Source organism: Streptomyces sp. NPDC102451 (assembly GCF_044765485.1).
In the GTDB taxonomy this organism is placed as follows: domain Bacteria; phylum Actinomycetota; class Actinomycetes; order Streptomycetales; family Streptomycetaceae; genus Streptomyces.
Genome location: NZ_JBIWKD010000020.1, coordinates 61,980 through 78,632, shown reverse-complemented (window position 1 = coordinate 78,632; position 16,653 = coordinate 61,980). Strand labels below are relative to the sequence as shown.

Annotated in this window: 15 protein-coding genes; 6 read left to right on the top strand and 9 right to left on the bottom strand. The window is 70.7% G+C overall.

Annotated elements, in window-relative coordinates; translation table 11 throughout:
* The first annotated feature begins 5 nt into the window (after positions 1–5).
* On the top strand, positions 6–491 hold the full coding sequence (locus ACIRD8_RS31925) for a DUF3180 domain-containing protein (protein ID WP_403999314.1): 486 nt from the start codon (positions 6–8) through the stop codon (positions 489–491).
* 135 nt (positions 492–626) lie between these two features.
* Here the strand turns inward: ACIRD8_RS31925 and folE are convergent, their stop codons facing one another.
* From folE to dacB, 6 genes are all read right to left on the bottom strand, one after another.
* Complete coding sequence (gene folE, locus ACIRD8_RS31920) at positions 627–1,232, bottom strand: GTP cyclohydrolase I FolE (protein ID WP_403999311.1); 606 nt, start codon at positions 1,230–1,232, stop codon at positions 627–629.
* A gap of 182 nt (positions 1,233–1,414) precedes the next feature.
* The gene (gene ftsH / locus ACIRD8_RS31915; protein ID WP_403999308.1) at positions 1,415–3,463 is read right to left on the bottom strand and encodes an ATP-dependent zinc metalloprotease FtsH; all 2,049 of its coding nucleotides are present in this window, start codon (positions 3,461–3,463) and stop codon (positions 1,415–1,417) included.
* Positions 3,464–3,682: 219 nt separating this feature from the next.
* Entirely contained in the window at positions 3,683–4,222 is a 540-nt protein-coding gene (hpt, locus tag ACIRD8_RS31910) for a hypoxanthine phosphoribosyltransferase (RefSeq protein WP_014155504.1), read from the bottom strand.
* A gap of 100 nt (positions 4,223–4,322) precedes the next feature.
* Positions 4,323–5,396, bottom strand: a complete 1,074-nt coding sequence (gene tilS, locus ACIRD8_RS31905; protein WP_403999305.1) for a tRNA lysidine(34) synthetase TilS — start codon at positions 5,394–5,396, stop codon at positions 4,323–4,325.
* Positions 5,397–5,588: 192 nt separating this feature from the next.
* The gene (locus ACIRD8_RS31900; RefSeq protein ID WP_403999302.1) at positions 5,589–6,731 is read right to left on the bottom strand and encodes a zinc-dependent metalloprotease; all 1,143 of its coding nucleotides are present in this window, start codon (positions 6,729–6,731) and stop codon (positions 5,589–5,591) included.
* 48 nt (positions 6,732–6,779) lie between these two features.
* Positions 6,780–8,264 (bottom strand): D-alanyl-D-alanine carboxypeptidase/D-alanyl-D-alanine-endopeptidase, encoded by a 1,485-nt coding sequence (gene dacB, locus ACIRD8_RS31895; RefSeq protein ID WP_403999443.1) that lies wholly within the window; start codon positions 8,262–8,264, stop codon positions 6,780–6,782.
* A gap of 86 nt (positions 8,265–8,350) precedes the next feature.
* Between dacB and ACIRD8_RS31890 the strand changes: the two genes are divergently transcribed.
* Positions 8,351–8,845 (top strand): inorganic diphosphatase, encoded by a 495-nt coding sequence (locus ACIRD8_RS31890; RefSeq protein WP_103516989.1) that lies wholly within the window; start codon positions 8,351–8,353, stop codon positions 8,843–8,845.
* A gap of 198 nt (positions 8,846–9,043) precedes the next feature.
* Positions 9,044–10,759: a threonine/serine exporter ThrE family protein gene (locus ACIRD8_RS31885; RefSeq protein ID WP_403999298.1), complete on the top strand. Its 1,716-nt coding sequence runs from the start codon at positions 9,044–9,046 to the stop codon at positions 10,757–10,759.
* 64 nt (positions 10,760–10,823) lie between these two features.
* On the opposite strand, the gene ACIRD8_RS31880 is transcribed toward ACIRD8_RS31885, so the two are convergent.
* On the bottom strand, positions 10,824–12,182 hold the full coding sequence (locus tag ACIRD8_RS31880) for a DedA family protein (RefSeq protein WP_403999295.1): 1,359 nt from the start codon (positions 12,180–12,182) through the stop codon (positions 10,824–10,826).
* A gap of 149 nt (positions 12,183–12,331) precedes the next feature.
* On the opposite strand from ACIRD8_RS31880, the gene ACIRD8_RS31875 reads away from it, so the two are divergent.
* The 3 genes from ACIRD8_RS31875 to ACIRD8_RS31865 are packed head-to-tail and all read left to right on the top strand — an operon-like array spanning position 12,332 to position 14,811.
* A complete protein-coding gene (locus tag ACIRD8_RS31875) occupies positions 12,332–12,697 on the top strand; it encodes a YbjQ family protein (RefSeq protein ID WP_124277608.1) in 366 nt (121 codons plus the stop codon).
* A 45-nt stretch (positions 12,698–12,742) separates the two neighbouring features.
* A complete protein-coding gene (wrbA, locus tag ACIRD8_RS31870) occupies positions 12,743–13,375 on the top strand; it encodes an NAD(P)H:quinone oxidoreductase (RefSeq protein WP_403999292.1) in 633 nt (210 codons plus the stop codon).
* An 11-nt stretch (positions 13,376–13,386) separates the two neighbouring features.
* Positions 13,387–14,811 carry a glutamate decarboxylase gene (locus ACIRD8_RS31865; RefSeq protein WP_403999288.1) on the top strand — a complete coding sequence of 475 codons (1,425 nt, stop codon included), beginning with the start codon at positions 13,387–13,389 and terminating at the stop codon, positions 14,809–14,811.
* A 29-nt stretch (positions 14,812–14,840) separates the two neighbouring features.
* Here the strand turns inward: ACIRD8_RS31865 and ACIRD8_RS31860 are convergent, their stop codons facing one another.
* Positions 14,841–15,653 (bottom strand): ABC transporter permease, encoded by an 813-nt coding sequence (locus tag ACIRD8_RS31860; protein ID WP_403999285.1) that lies wholly within the window; start codon positions 15,651–15,653, stop codon positions 14,841–14,843.
* Positions 15,650–16,612, bottom strand: a complete 963-nt coding sequence (locus ACIRD8_RS31855; RefSeq protein WP_403999282.1) for an ATP-binding cassette domain-containing protein — start codon at positions 16,610–16,612, stop codon at positions 15,650–15,652. Before ACIRD8_RS31855 ends, ACIRD8_RS31860 begins: the two co-directional genes overlap by 4 nt.
* Between the last annotated feature and the right edge of the window lie 41 nt (positions 16,613–16,653).

The window sequence follows — 16,653 nt, the reverse complement described above, 5'->3', positions numbered from 1 at the left end:
TCTCGGTGAAGCAACTACGGCTCGGGCCGCTGGCCGGACTCTTCGCCGGAGCCGGCGTGCTGTCCTGGGGTGCGGCCCGCCTCTGGGACGCCCTGGGGACCCTGCCGAGCGTGCCGCTCGCCGCGCCCATCGTGCTGGCCGTGATCGCCGTCGTCCTGCTGGCCACGGCGCTGTCGATCCGGGCGCGGCTGCGGGCGCAGCGGGAGCGCCGCCCCGGGGCGAAGGGCGTCGAGCCGATGATGGCGGCCCGCGCCGTGGTCTTCGGCCAGGCGAGCGCGCTCGTCGCCTCGCTCGTCGCCGGGTTGTACGGCGGCACGGGCGTCTTCCTGCTCGGCTCCCTCGACGTCCCGCCCAGACGCGATCAGGCCATCTACGCGGGCTTCGCCGTCCTGGCCGGCATCGCAGTCATCGCCGCCGCCTTCTTCCTGGAACGGGTCTGCAAGCTCCCCGAGGACGGCGACGACGACACGAACACGGCCCAGGCCGCCTGAGCCCCAGGGCCCCGCGCCCTATTCGGTGGCCGGGTTCTCGATCAGGGTGACCCGGTTGCCGCCGGCGGGCTCAGGAGACTCGAAGACCTGGAGCCAGGCGTACGGGGAGATGTGCCAGTCGGCCGTCTCCTCCGGCTAGCGCGCCATGATCAGGCTCATCGCCTCGGCGCGCGTGGCCGGGTCGCGCAGCTGGCCGCGGACCGCGGACGTGATCGTCTTGGCTCCGGGCTTACGGATGCCCCGCATCGACATGCACATGTGCTCGCACTCGATGACCACGATGACCCCGCGCGGCTCCAGGATCGCCATCAGGGAGTCGGCGATCTGCGTGGTGAGGCGCTCCTGCACCTGCGGACGCCGGGCGTAGACGTCGACCAGCCGGGCCAGCTTGGACAGCCCCGTGATCTTGCCGCTCGTCGCCGGGATGTAGCCGACGTGCGCGACGCCGTGGAACGGGACGAGGTGGTGCTCGCAGGTGCTGAACACCTCGATGTCCTTGACCAGCACCATCTCGTCGTGCCCGAGGTCGAACGTCGTCGTCAGGACGTCCTCGGGCTCCTGGTGGAGACCCGCGAATATCTCCTTGTACGAACGTGCCACCCGGCCCGGGGTCTCGCGCAGCCCCTCGCGGTCAGGGTCCTCACCCACAGCGATGAGGAGCTCCCGTACGGCCGACTCGGCCCGCTTCTCGTCGAATACGCCGATCGATCCCTGCCCGTCGAGCGTCACCGGGTCGGTCATCTGTGCCTCGTTCCTCTGTGCAGTCACATGCGCGGGCCCGCCCGGCCTCACGGAAATTCGGCAGGCACTACGCAGGCATACGGAAAAGCCGCGCCCCCACAGGCTAGAACCTGGGGGGCGCGGCATCCATTCCGGGCCTGGTGGAGCCCCCGTGACAGGGGCCACACCAGGTCGGGCAGGGGCTAGCTCTCGGGGCGATCCTCGGGAATCGCCTCCGTGGAGGTGCCGGTGTTCTTCGTGATGTCCGTCGGAGCGATCTCCGGAGTGCCCGAACCATTGGCGGTGCCGTTGGTGAGGGCCAGCTCCTTCGGAGAGAGCACCGGCGGACGCGTCGACGGGGTACGCCGGGCGGAACCGGTCCACGCCGGGCGGGCCGGGCGCTTCACGATCGGGGCGAAGATCTCGGCGATCTGCTCCTTGCCGAGCGTCTCCTTCTCGAGGAGCTCGAGGACCAGGGCGTCGAGGATGTCGCGGTTCTCCACGAGGATTTCCCACGCGTCGTTGTGCGCGGCCTCGATGAGCTTCTTGACCTCTTCGTCGACGAGCGCCGCGACCTCTTCCGAGTAGTCGCGCTGATGGCCCATCTCCCGGCCCACGAACGGCTCGGTGTTGTCTCCACCGAACTTGATCGCGCCCAGGCGCTCGGTCATGCCGTATTGCGTGACCATCGCACGGGCCGTGGCGGTGGCCTTCTCGATGTCGTTCGCAGCACCGGTCGTCGGGTCGTGGAAGACCAGCTCCTCGGCCGCGCGCCCGCCCAGCATGTACGCCAGCTGGTCGAGCATCTCGTTGCGCGTCGTGGAGTACTTGTCTTCTTCCGGGAGCACCATCGTGTAACCGAGGGCACGTCCGCGGGAGAGGATCGTGATCTTGTGGACCGGGTCCGACTGGGGTGAGGCCGCCGCGACCAGGGCGTGTCCGCCCTCGTGGTACGCGGTGATCTTCTTCTCCTTCTCGGACATGATCCGGGTCCGCTTCTGCGGACCCGCCACGACGCGGTCGATGGCCTCGTCGAGCATGTGATTGTCGATCAGCTTCTTGTTGCTGCGCGCCGTCAGGAGCGCCGCTTCGTTCAGCACGTTCGACAGGTCGGCACCGGTGAAGCCGGGCGTACGACGGGCGACCGCGTTGAGGTCGACGTCCTCCGCGACGGGCTTGCCCTTCTGGTGCACCTTGAGGATCTCGAGGCGGCCCTGCATGTCCGGCCGGTCGACGGCGATCTGCCGGTCGAAGCGTCCGGGACGCAGCAGCGCCGGGTCCAGGATGTCCGGCCGGTTCGTGGCGGCGATCAGGATGACGCCGCCCTTCACGTCGAAGCCGTCCATCTCGACGAGCAGCTGGTTGAGCGTCTGCTCGCGCTCGTCGTGACCGCCGCCCATGCCGGCACCGCGGTGCCGTCCGACGGCGTCGATCTCGTCGACGAAGACGATCGCCGGGGCGTTCGCCTTGGCCTGCTCGAAGAGGTCACGCACCCGGGAGGCACCGACACCGACGAACATCTCGACGAAGTCGGAACCGGAGATCGAGTAGAACGGGACGCCCGCCTCGCCGGCGACGGCGCGAGCGAGCAGCGTCTTACCCGTACCGGGCGGCCCGTAGAGCAGGACGCCCTTGGGGATCTTGGCGCCGACGGCCTGGAACTTCGCCGGCTCCTGGAGGAATTCCTTGATCTCGTACAGTTCCTCGACGGCCTCGTCCGACCCCGCCACATCGGCGAACGTCGTCTTCGGCGTGTCCTTGGTGATCAGCTTGGCCTTGGACTTGCCGAACTGCATGACCTTGGAGCCGCCGCCCTGCATCTGATTCATCAGAAACAGGAACACGACCACGATCAGGACGAAGGGCAGCAGCGAGAGAAGGATCGAGACGAACGGGGACTGCTTCGACGGCGAGACGGTGTAACCCTTCTCGATGTCACCGCTCTCGAACTTCTTCTGCAGCGTGTCGGCGAGCTCGACACCCTGGTTGCCGATGTAGCTCGCCTGGAACTTGCTGCCGGACTCGCCCTTGAGCTTCTGTCCGTCCTTCAGTTCGATCTTCAGGATCTGTTCGTCACCGGTGGTCAGCTTGGCCTGCTCCACCTGGTTCTTGCTGATCGCCTGGATCACCTTGCCGGTGTCCACCGTCTTGTAGCCGCCGGACGAGCCGACGACCTGCATCAACACGACCACGGCGAGGACGGCCAGCACGATCCACATGACCGGCCCACGGAAGTATCGCTTCACGTCCATCCATACGGAGCGAAGTCGCCCCGTCCCTCCTGCCCGTAGGTAAATGCTGCTGTGAGAAAAGACTGTTCTTCGGACGGTACCCCAGCATTGTCACCCGTGACCGCAGGGGAGGTCCGGCAAACCCGTCTTCGAAGGCTCCAACGGCCCGATCGCCACAAGGGTTCCCGGGAGCCCGGCCGGGTTCGGCCGTGTTCCGCCGGTCCCCGTCGGGCGACCGGGTCAGCCTCCGTAGACGTGAGGCGCGAGCGTACCGACGAAGGGGAGGTTGCGGTACTTCTCCGCGTAGTCCAGCCCGTAGCCCACGACGAACTCGTTGGGGATGTCGAAGCCGACCCACTTCACGTCGATCGCGACCTTCGCGGCATCCGGCTTGCGGAGCAGCGTGCAGACCTCCAGGCTCGCGGGTTCACGCGAGCCGAGGTTGGTCAGCAGCCAGGACAGCGTCAGGCCGGAGTCGATGATGTCCTCGACGATCAGGACGTGCTTGCCCTTGATGTCGGTGTCGAGGTCCTTGAGGATCCGGACGACGCCCGAGGACTGCGTTCCCGCGCCGTACGACGAGACGGCCATCCAGTCCATGGTGACGGGGGTGGACAGCGCACGGGCCAGGTCCGCCATGACCATCACCGCGCCCTTGAGCACGCCGACGATGAGCAGGTCCTTGCCCGCGTACTCCGCGTCGATCTTCGCTGCCAGCTCGACGAGCTTCGCGTCGATCTCTTCCTTGGTGAGGAGCACCGACTGAAGGTCGGTGCCCATGTCCTTCTCGTTCACCCGCGTCTCTTTCTCTGCCCTGCCGGACCCCGGACTGTTCCCCGGGCCGGACCGGCGTTTCGCCTGCACTTCAGCCGCTTGCGCTTCAGCTCTGCCGAATCACCAGTCTGCCACCCTGCCGCCGCACCTCGACGCGGCCGGGCAGGTTGATGGCGCCCTGGCCCCGCCAGCCGGTGATGAGCCGGTCGACTTCCTCGATGTGGCGGGCGAAGAGCGAACCGGCGGGGGAACCGGCGTCGATCACGGCCCGGCGCAGCACCCGGCGGCGCACCGCGGGCGGCAGGACGGAGAGCTTGGCGCACTCCAGTCGTCCGTCGTCGTCGCGGACGGAGCGGGCGGCCTCCGCGGCCCAGGTGTCGAGGGCGTCCGCATCGTCGCGGGAGAGCTGCGCCGTACGGGCGAGGGCTTCCACGACTCCTTTGCCCAGCGCCTTCTCCAGGGCGGGCAGGCCCTCGTGGCGCAGCCGGGAGCGGGTGTAGGCGGGGTCGATGTTGTGGGGGTCGTCCCAGACGGGGATCGACTGGACCAGACAGGCCTTGCGGGCGGTCTGCCGGTCGAGCTGGAGGAACGGGCGGCGGTAGCGGCCGGCGGGACCGGAGGCGGCGGCCATCCCGGAGAGCGAGCGGATGCCCGAACCGCGGGCGAGGCCCAGCAGGACCGTCTCGGCCTGGTCGTCGCGGGTGTGGCCGAGGAGCACGGCGGCGGCGCCGTGGCGCTCCGCCGCGGCGTCCAGGGCGGCGTAGCGGGCGTCCCGGGCGGCGGCCTCGGGCCCGCCGCCGCGGCCGACCCGCACGGCGACGGCCTCGACCGGGTCGAGCCGCATCTCGGCGAGGCGGGCGACGACCTCGTCGGCGCGGAGCCCCGAGCCGGGCTGGAGGTTGTGGTCGACGGTGATGCCGCCCGCGCGGACGGGGAGCTTGCGCGACTCGAAGGCGAGGGCGGAGGCGAGCGCCATGGAGTCGGCGCCCCCGGAGCACGCGACGAGCACCAGCGGGGTGTCCGGCCGTTCGGGAAGCGCGGAACGCCTCCCGCCCATGCCCGCTTCGGCGAACTCGGCGTGTCCGGCCTGTTCGGTGTGTCGGTTGTGTTCGGTGACGACGTCGTGGAGTACGCGGCGGACCGCCAGGCGTATCGCCGCGACCGCAGGATGGGGACCCATGTCCGGTGCCCTTCGGGTGAAGTTTTTTTGGGGGGTGCCCCCCGAGTGCGCGGGACGGAGTCCCGTCACTCAGAGTGCGTCGATGGTGACAGAGCCAAGCTGTTCATCGAGCATTGCACGCCTTCCCATGCCCCTACGGTCCCTCGGATGGGTGATTGGAGGGGCAATCTTCTGCCGCCGGACCCGTCAAGATCACGACTCTGCTTTACGGTGCACCCTCGCCACCCAGTCCGCCGGTGCGGCGATCTCGGCCTTCGTGGGCAGGGTGTTGGGGGAGGTCCACACCCGGTTGAAGCCGTCCATACCGACCTCGTCCACCACGGCCCGGACGAACTTCTCGCCGTCGCGGTACTGCCGCAGCTTGGCGTCGAGCCCCAGGAGCTTGCGCAGCGCCAGGTCCAGCCGGCTCGCGCCGCGCGCCCTGCGCTGCTGGAACTTCTCCCTGATCTCGGCGACGGAGGACACCACATCGGGGCCCACGCCGTCCATCACGAAGTCCGCATGGCCTTCGAGCAGGGACATCACCGCGGTGAGACGGCCCAGGATCTCGCGCTGGGCGGGCGTCTGGACGATCTCGACGAGGCTGTGCCCGCCGTCGCCGTCCTCCCCGCGTTCGCCCTCGGGGCGGCTGCCTCCCGAGAAGGCCTGCGCGGCCTCGCGGAGGCGTTCGAGCACGGTCATGGGGTCGACGTCGGTCTCGTCGAGGAACGACTGGATTTCGCCCTGCAGATGGTCGCGGAGCCAGGGGACCCCGGTGAACTGGGTGCGGTGCGTCTCCTCGTGGAGGGCGACCCAGAGCCTGAAGTCGTGCGGGTCGACGTCGAGTTCGCGTTCGACGTGGACGATGTTCGGTGCGACCAGCAGCAGCCTGCCGCCCCCCTTGGAGGACGCGGGCAGCTCCCGGGTGGCGGGGGCGAAGGTCTCGTACTGTCCGAGGACCCGGGAGGCCAGGAACGACAGCAGCATGCCCAGTTCGACGCCGGTCACCTTGCCGCCGACCGCACCGAGCACGGCGTTGCCGGGGCCGCTGCCGCGGCGGTCCTGCATCTTCCCGAGCAGCGGACGCAGCAGCTCGCGGAAGCCCGCCACGTTGGCCCTGATCCAGCCGGCCCGGTCGACGACCAGGACCGGCGTGTCCTCGGGTTCGTGGCCCTCCGGGATCATCCGGGTGAACGAACGGACGTGCTCCTCCGAGGCCTTGGCATGCCGCCGGAGCTCAGCGACGACGGCACGGGCCTCCTCACGGCTGATCTCGGGACCCGGCCGCACGAACCGGGTCGCGGTCGCGACCGCGAGATTCCAGTCGACCAACTCGGCACCACCGATGCTCGTCATGCGTCAACCGTACGTGAGGTGGTCGCTCCATGGAGGGGTGTCAGCCGCTCACCGGGTGCCCCGGGTGAGCGTGGTGGCCAGGGTGTCGAGCGATGCCTCCGCATCGGCCGCGGACGTGGTGCCCGAGGCCAGGAAGGCGAAGGCGAGCAGCCTGCCCTGTGCGTCGACCGCGGTGCCGGCGAGGCTGTTCACCCCGGTGAGGGTGCCCGTCTTGGCCCTGATCAGGCCGGTTGCCGGAGACGTCGCGGGGTAGCGGTCGCCGAGCGTGCCGCTGAATCCGGCGACCGGGAGGCCGGTGAGCACGGGGCGCAGCTCCGGGTGGTCGGCTCCCGCGGCGAGCGCGAGCAGCCGCGCCAGGAGCCCCGCCGTCACCTTGTCCGCCCGGTCGAGACCGCTGCCGTCGGCGAACCGGGCCCCGGCCAGAGGAAGGCCGAGCGCCTTCAGCCGGGCGGTGACGGCGCGGCGGCTCCCGGCGAAGGAGGCGGGCTCCCCGGCCTTCAGCGCGGTCTGCCGTGCCAGGGCCTCGGCGATGTCGTTGTCGCTGTTGGTCAAGGCCCGCTCGACCAGGGCGGAGAGCGGCTTCGACAGGTGCGTCGCCACCGTCCGGGACCCGGTCGGCGTCCTTCCGGACGTGGGGGCGGACCGGGTGGCGACACCGGCGTCGTCGAGGAGGTCCGCGAAGGTACGCGCCGCGTCACCCGCCGGGTCGTCGGTACGGGGGGCCGGGCCACGGTCGCTCGTGTCGAGGCGGCCCTCGTCGGCCATGAGCGCGCTGACGGGCGCGATGTTCTCGTTGGGGCCGATGGGGTGGAGCGCGGGACCCGAATAGCGCGAGGTGTCGTACACCAGCCGTACGGACCCGGCGCCGGCGTCGTGCAGGGAGCGCGCCGTGTCGGCGGCCAGGGCGCGCAGGGCCGCCCCGTCCAGGGTGGGGTCACCGCCGCCCACGAGGGTGAGCGTCCGGGAGTCCGGGGACAGGGTGACGGTCGTCGGGATGCGGTGGGCAGGGCCGAGCGCGGAGAGCGCGGCGGCGGCCGTGGCGATCTTGACGGTCGACGCGGGGGTCATGGGTGTCGTCGCGCCCCGCGCGTACAACTGCTTGCCGGTGGCCGCGTCCACGACCACGGCGGTGCGTACGGAGCCGAGTGCGGGCGCGTCCAGCAGGGGCGCCAGCGCGGCGTCCAGGCCGCTCGCGCCCGCCGGGGCCGTGCGGCCGGACGCGGTGCCGAGGGCGCTCAGGACGGCGGGCGCGCTGGCGGCGGGCTCCGGCCCGTCGGGCTCGGTCCCTTCGTGATGTGCGCCACCTGCGCGCTGCTGGACGACCGCCCGGTCCCGCTCGGCCTTACGCTGACCGGAGTCCCAGGGACCGGCGGCGAGGACGGCACCGGTGGCGACGACCAGGCCGAGCACCGCGGAGCCTGCGACGAGCCCGAGGCCGATCGGTCCGCTCCCGCGCTTCAGGTACTCCGGGACTTTCCACTTGCCCCACCTGTTCAACGGTCCGTCCGTCGGTCTCTCCACCGGCTCGGCCACCGTTGACCAGCCCCTTTCGCGAGCACTCATCTGCGTGAGGGACACTTAACCATCAGTCGTATGTGTTGATCATGGAGGAGCCACCCGTGGAGTTCGACGTCGTTATCGAGATCCCGAAGGGTTCGCGGAACAAGTACGAGGTGGACCACGAGACCGGTCGGATCCGTCTGGACCGTCGACTCTTCACCTCGACCAGCTACCCGGCGGACTACGGTTTCGTCGAGAACACCCTCGGCGAGGACGGCGACCCGCTGGACGCGCTCGTCATCCTGGAGGAGCCGACGTTCCCCGGCTGCCTCATCAAGTGCCGCGCCATCGGCATGTTCCGGATGACCGACGAGGCCGGCGGCGACGACAAGCTGCTGTGCGTCCCGGCGTCCGACCCCCGGGTGGAGCACCTGCGCGACATCCACCACGTCTCGGAGTTCGACCGCCTGGAGATCCAGCACTTCTTCGAGGTCTACAAGGACCTGGAGCCCGGCAAGTCCGTCGAGGGCGCCGACTGGGTCGGCCGCACCGAGGCCGAGGCCGAGATCGAGGCCTCCCGCAAGCGCCTCGAGGCGCAGGGCGGGAAGCACTGACGTAGTCCCGGGGCCCCGCTCACGAGCGAGGGCCGCGCGGATCACGGCGCATGGGGCCTGACCGGCCCGGCACGGCGTACAGACAACGGGCGGCGCACCTTCACCGGTGCGCCGCCCGTTGCGTGTGGTCGCCCATGTCCGTGCACATACTGGGCAGAAGCGCTCCCGGAACGGGTGGTCGAGGAGGAACGAGGTCGAGTGGTGGCGGAACAGGGCGGTCCCGAGGACCAGAAGCCCCAGTCCGACGAGGCACGCAGCGCCTTCGTCCCGCCGGCCGGCGTGGAGCAGCCGGCGGCTCCGTCCGAGGACGACCACCCGACATCGGAATTCGCCCTTCCGGCCGGTCTGCACACCGATCCGTCGGCGTCGTCCGGCTCCGGCCCGGGTTCCGGTTCCGGTCCGGGAGGCGGTGCGGGGGCCGACACGCTCTCGTCCGCCTTCGTCCCGCCGAGCGGGTACAGCGCGCAGCACCAGCCGCCCGCGTTCACTCCCGCGCACGGCATTCCGATGGTCAGGCTGACCAAGGAAGCCCCTTGGCAGGACCGGATGCGCACGATGCTGCGCATGCCGGTGACGGAGCGTCCGGCGCCCGAGAGCGTGCAGCAGACCGACGACTCGGGTCCCGCCGTACCGCGCGTGCTCGACCTGACGCTGCGTATCGGGGAGCTGCTCCTCGCGGGCGGTGAGGGCGCCGAGGACGTCGAGGCCGCCATGTTCGCGGTGACGCGCTCGTACGGGCTCGACCGCTCCGAGCCGACGGTCACCTTCACGCTGCTGTCCATCTCGTACCAGCCGTCGCTGGTCGACGACCCCATCACGGCGAGCCGTACCGTACGCCGTCGGGGCACCGACTACACCCGGCTGGCGGCCGTGTTCGGGCTGATCGACGACATCACCTCGGCGGAACACGTCGAGGTGTCGCTGGAGGAGGCCTACCGGCGCCTCGCCGAGATCCGCCGTAACCGGCACCCGTACCCCGGCTGGGTGCTGACGGCCGCCGCCGGTCTGCTCGCGGGCTCGGCATCGGTGCTGGTCGGTGGTGGTGTGCTGGTCTTCGTCGTGGCGGCGGCGGGCGCGATGCTCGGCGACCGGCTGGCCTGGCTCTGCGCCGGGCGCGGGCTGCCCGAGTTCTACCAGTTCGCGGCGGCGGCGATGCCCCCCGCCGCGATGGGCATCGCCCTGACCCTCACCCATTCGACCGATGTGCGGCCCTCCGCGGTGATCACCGGTGGGCTGTTCGCGCTGCTGCCCGGGCGAGCTCTCGTCGCCGGGGTGCAGGACGGCCTGACCGGCTACTACCTCACCGCGGGGGCCCGGCTCCTGGAGGTCATGTACTTCTTCATCGGCATCGTGGCGGGCGTGCTGCTGATGCTCTATCTGGGGGTCCAGCTCGGCGCCGAACTCAATCCGGAAGCCCGCTTCGAACCCAACGACCGGCCGGTGCTCCAGATCCTGGTCTCGATGACCCTGACGCTGGCCTTCGCCATCCTGCTCCAGCAGGAGCGCTCCACAGTGCTCGCGGTGACCCTCAACGGGGGCGTGGCCTGGATCATCTACGGGGCGATGGCGCGTACGGGCGGGATCTCTCCGGTCGCGGCGACGGCGGTCGCGGCCGGTCTGGTGGGTCTCTTCGGCCAGTTGTTCTCGCGCTACCGCTACACCTCGTCGCTGCCGTACATCACGGCCGCGATCGGCCCGCTGCTGCCGGGTTCGGCGACCTACTTCGGTCTGCTGGGTGTCGCGCAGAACGAGGTGGACACCGGGCTCACCTCGCTCTTCACGGCTGTCGCCACGGCGCTGGCGATCGCCATCGGGGTGAATCTGGGAAGCGAGATCTCGCGGCTGTTCATGCGGGTGCCGGGCGCGGTCGAGGGCGCGTCCCGCCGGGCGGCGAAGCGGACCCGCGGCTTCTGACACACGTACGGCGCCCCGGTCCCTCCGGGGGACCGGGGCGCCGTCGATGCGTGCGCGGGGAGCGTCAGCGCCTGTTCTGCCACCCGTACTGCCCCGGGTCGTCCTCCTGGCCGTCGCCCGGGCGGGCCGCGGGGCGGTCACCGTAGGCGTCGCCGCGGTCCGTGTACGGGCCGGGCTGCCCTCCGCCGTACCGGCCGTCGTGTCCGCCGTCGTACGGAGCCGCCTGGCCGTTGTTGTACGGGGCGCCGCCCTGGTTGCCGCCGTACTGGGCGCCCTGCTGAGCGCCGCCGTACTGGCCGCTGTCCTGCTGAGCGCCGTACTGGCCCTGCTGAGCGCCGTACTGGCCGCTCTGCTGGGCAGCGCCGTACTGGCCGCCCTGATCGGTGCCGTACTGGCCCTGGGCGCCGTACTGGCCGCCGTACTGGCCGGGCTGCCCGCCGCCGTACTGGCCGCCGGCCTGCTGGGCGCCGTACTGGGCCTGCTGCGCGCCGTACTGGGCCTCCTGGCCGCCGCCGTACTGGCCGCCGTACTGGGCGCCGTACTGCTGGTCGTCCTGCGCGCCGCCGTACTGACCGGGCTGCCCGCCGCCGTACTGGCCGCCCTGGCCGCCGTACTGACCCGGCCGGCCGGTGCCGTACGCGCTGTCGTGACCGCCGCCGTCGTACGGGGACGCCGCCTGGTCCGCGGTGTACCGGTAGGCCGCGGGGCCCTGGCCCTCGTCGTCCGCTCCGCCGTGGGGGCCCGCCGCGGGGCCGCCGTCCGAGGGGTCCCGGTCGTCACCCTGCTGGGCGGCGGCCTCCTTCTTCGACCTGCTGCGGGCCCGCAGGAACTCGATCGCGATCGGCACCACCGAGATCAGCACGATCAGGATGAGGATCAGCTCGATGTGCTCGTGCACGAAGTCGATCTTACCGAGGGCCGCGCCGAGCAGCGTCACCCCGACGCCCCAGAGCACACCACCGATGATGTTGAACGTGATGAACGAGCGGTAGTTCATCCGGCTCACACCGGCGATGATCGGCGTGAAGGTCCGGACGATGGGCACGAAGCGGGCCAGCACCAGCGACTTCGGACCGTACTTCTCGAAGAACTCGTGGGCCTTCTCGACGTTCTCCTGCTTGAAGAGACGGGAGTCCGGGCGCTTGAAGAGCGCGGGCCCCACCTTGCGGCCGAAGAGATAGCCGACCTGGTCACCGATGATCGCCGCCAGGGCGACCAGGACGCAGACCGGCCACAGCGGGTACTTCAGGTCACCCGTCGTCACCAGCAGACCCGTGGTGAACAGCAGGGAGTCACCGGGCAGGAAGAAGCCGATCAGCAGCCCGGACTCGGCGAACACGATGAGCAGGAGGCCGGGCAGCCCGAAGGTGTTGAGCAGATAATCCGGGTCCAGCCAGCTCGGGCCGAGCGCAAGCGTATTCAAGGGTCCGGGCTCCAGGGTTGGTCGGTGTGCGCGGCTGCGTGGCCGCCCCAAGCTATCAACGCTGCGGCGGACGCCTGGGTTCCACTGGCGTAAGCAAGGATGCGCGCGGTACGAACCGGAGCAAAGCTTTCCGCAGGAGGTGCCACATCATGGGCATTGAGGACTACGGCGGCGGACAGACCTCACAGGCGGACGTCCTGGTCGTCACCACGAACGACGTACCCGGCCATCAGGTGACGCAGGTCATCGGCGAGGTGTTCGGACTCACGGTCCGCTCCCGCCACCTCGGCAGCCAGATCGGCGCCGGCCTGAAGTCGATGATCGGCGGCGAGCTGAAGGGGCTGACCAAGACGCTCGTCGAGACCCGCAACCAGGCGATGGAGCGGCTCGTCGACCAGGCCCGGGCGCGCGGTGCGAACGCGGTGCTGATGATGCGGTTCGACGTGAGCGAGGCGGCCGACGTGGGCACCGAGGTCTGCGCCTACGGCACGGCGGCCGTGATCAGCCCGTCCTGACCGGCTCCCGGCCCCTGTCTTTCCGTCTCCCCCGGAGGTTCCCGCATGCCCACGCCCGTCAACGTCGCCGTCACCTACTACTCCTCCACCGGCACCGTCTCCACGATCGCGAAGGCCATCGCGAAGGACGCCGAGGCCGCGGGCGCACAGGTGCGCCTGCGCAAGGTCGCCGAGCTCGCCCCGCAGGCGGCCGTCAACTCCAATCCGGCCTGGGCCGAACACGCCAAGGCGACCGCGGACATCCCCGAGGCCTCGCCCGACGACATGGTCTGGGCCGACGCGGTGATCCTCGGTACGCCCACCCGGTACGGCAACGTCACCGCGCAGCTCAAACAGTTCCTCGACACCCTGGGCGGTCTCTGGCAGGCGGGACAGCTCGCCGACAAGGTCTACAGCGGCTTCACCGCCAGCAGCACCGCCCACGGCGGCCAGGAGTCCACCCTGCTGGCGCTCTACAACACCATCCATCACTTCGGCGGCATCCTGGTCCCTCCCGGCTACACGGACGCCACGAAGTTCATCGACGGCAATCCGTACGGCACCTCCCACGTCTCGGGGCAGGGCGACATCCCGGTCGCCGAGCAGACCCTGACCGCGGCCCGGGTCCAGACCGAGCGCGTCGTGAAATTCACCCGGGCCCTCAAGGCCGGACTCGCGGCCGAGAACGCCGAGAGCTGAGGAGCCACTCCATGCCGCTCCACAAGGGTTCGCACGGCAAGGCCGCGCCGTCCGACGAGCACCGCAGGCTCGCCCTCAACCCGTTCTTCGGGGAGGCCGACCCGACCGCGCCGATGGTCGCGGCACCGCCCACGCACCGCCTCCCGGACGGCCCGCTGCCACCGTCCACCGCCTACCGGCTCGTCCACGACGAGCTGATGCTCGACGGGAACTCCCGGCTCAACCTCGCGACCTTCGTCACCACCTGGATGGAACCCCAGGCCGGCGTGCTGATGGGCGAGTGCCGGGACAAGAACATGATCGACAAGGACGAGTACCCGCGCACCGCCGAGCTGGAGCGACGGTGCGTGGCGATGCTCGCCGAGCTCTGGAACGCCCCCGACCCGGGGTCCACGGTCGGCTGCTCGACCACGGGGTCGAGCGAGGCCTGCATGCTGGCGGGGATGGCGCTGAAGCGCCGCTGGTCCACCAGGAACGCCGACCGCTATCCGGCGTCCGCCAAGCCCAACCTGGTGATGGGCGTCAATGTGCAGGTCTGCTGGGAGAAGTTCTGCACGTTCTGGGAGGTGGAGCCCCGGCAGGTCCCGATGGAGGGCGAGCGCTTCCATCTGGACCCGCAGGCCGCCGCGGAGCTGTGCGACGAGAACACCATCGGCGTGGTCGGGATCCTCGGCTCCACGTTCGACGGTTCCTACGAGCCGATCGCGGAGCTGTGCGCGGCGCTGGACGACCTCCAGGAGCGCACCGGACTCGACATCCCCGTCCACGTGGACGGGGCGTCCGGGGGGATGGTGGCCCCGTTCCTCGACCCGGACCTGGTGTGGGACTTCCGGCTCCCGAGGGTCTCCTCGATCAACACCTCCGGGCACAAGTACGGCCTGGTCTACCCGGGTGTGGGCTGGGCGCTGTGGCGTTCACCGTCCGAGCTGCCGGAGGAGCTGGTCTTCCGGGTCAACTACCTGGGCGGTGACATGCCGACCTTCGCGCTGAACTTCTCCCGGCCCGGCGCGCAGGTGGTCGCGCAGTACTACACGTTCCTGCGGCTGGGTCGGGAGGGTTACCGGGCCGTCCAGCAGGCGTCCCGGGACATCGCGCGGCGGCTGGCCACGGGGTTCGAGTCCCTGGAGGACTTCCGGCTGCTGACCCGGGGTGACGAACTCCCGGTGTTCGCGCTGACGACGAAGCCCGAGGTGACGGCGTACGACGTCTTCGACGTGTCGAGGCGGCTGCGGGAGCGCGGCTGGCTGGTGCCCGCCTACACCTTCCCCGCCAACCGCCAGGACCTCTCGGTGCTGCGCGTCGTCTGCCGCAACGGCTTCTCCTCGGACCTCGCGGAGCTGCTGCTGGACGACCTGCGCGGGCTGCTTCCCGAACTACGCGCTCAGGCGCACCCGCTGCACCGGGACCGGGCGGTCCAGACGGCCTTCCACCACTGAGGCCCACTGAGGCCGCCGGGGTCCTGCGGTCAGCGGCTGAGGCGCGCGAACCTCCGTACCGCCAGGGGGAGGAACACCGCGGTCAGCGCCACCGGCCAGAGCACGGAGAGCAGTTCGGCGTGTTCGGCGGCCCAGGTGCCGGTGCTCCCGCCCGGGTTGCCGAACAGGCCGCGCACGGCCGTCGCCGTGGCCGACATCGGGTTCCACTCGACGACCGTGCCCAGCCAGCCGGGCATCGACTCCGGGGAGGCGAAGACGTTGGAGAGGAAGCCCACCGGCCAGACCAGGATCTGCACGGCCTGCACCATCTCCGGCCTGCCCGCCACCAGGGCGAGCTGGATGCCGATCCACAGCATCGCGAAGCGCAGCAGGAGCAGCAGTCCCAGCGCGGCCAGTGCGGCGGCCGTGCCGTTGTGCCAGCGCCAGCCGAGGGCGAGTCCCACGCCGGTCATCACGGCGAGCGCGGCCACCGACTGGAGCATGTCAGCGGTGTTCCGCCCGACCAGGACCGCGCCCGAGACCATCGGCATGGAACGGAACCGGTCGATGACGCCCTTGTTCAGGTCCTGGGTGACGGCCAGCATCGTCCCCTCCAGGCCGAAGGCCATGGTGAGGGCGAGCATGCCGGGCACCAGGAATTCGGTGTTGTCGCCTTCGATCCCGCTGCCGCCGCCGACCAGGTAGTTGAACATCAGGAGCAGCATTACCGGGAAGACCAGGCCGACGACCACCTGGACCGGCTGCCGTGCCCAGTGCGCCAGTTCGCGCCGGGTCATCGTCCAGGAGTCGGTCAGTGCCCAGCCGATGCGTCCCGTCCCCGTCCCCACCCCAGCCGTACTCATGCCGCCACCTCCGTGGCCACGGGCGTGCGGGAGCCCTCACCGGATCCGGTGAGAGCCAGGAAAACCTCGTCCAGCGTGGGGCGGCGCACCGCGATGTCCTCCGCCTCGATGCCCGCCTCCTCCAGCGCCCGTACGGTCCTGGTGAGGGCCCGCATGCGGTCCGGGGCGGGAGCGCCGAGCAGCCGCCGGTCCACGTCCACGGTCACCCCTTCGCCGAGCAGCGCGGCCGCTTCGCCGAGCCGGTCCGCGTCGCGGACGACCACGTCGACGCGGTCACCGCCGACCATCGCCTTGAGCCGGTCGGCCGTCCCCTCCGCGATGACCCGGCCGCCGTCGATCACCGAGATCCGGTCGGCCAGCTGGTCCGCCTCCTCCAGGTACTGCGTGGTCAGCAGGATGGTGGTGCCGCCCGCGGCCAGGGACCGTACGGCGCTCCAGACCTCGGCCCGGCCCCGCGGGTCGAGACCGGTCGTGGGCTCGTCCAGGAAGAGCACCTCCGGGTCGGTGATCAGCGACGCGGCCAGGTCGAGGCGGCGCCGCATGCCGCCGCTGTACCGCCCGACCGCCTTGCGCCCGGTGTCGGCGAGCCCGAACCGCTCCAGCAGTTCGCCGGCCCGCAGACCGGCCCGGCGCGCGCCCAGGTGGTGGAGCCGGCCGAACATCTCCAGGTTCTGCCGGCCGCCGAGCTCCTCGTCGACCGCGGCGTGCTGTCCGAGCAGCCCGATCCGGCGCCTGACCTCGGCCGCCTCGGACCGTACGTCGAACCCCGCCACCTCCGCCCGTCCCTCGTCATGCCGGAGCAGGGTCGTCAGCACGCGTACGGCCGTGGTCTTGCCCGCTCCGTTGGGGCCGAGCAGCCCGTGGACCGTTCCGCCGCGGACGGTCAGATCGAGGCCGCCCAGGGCACTCTTCTCCCCGTACCGCTTGTGCACTCCTTCGACGACGATCGCGTCGCTCACGGTGCCCACCGCCCTTCCCTTTGCGTAGTCAAACTTGACTA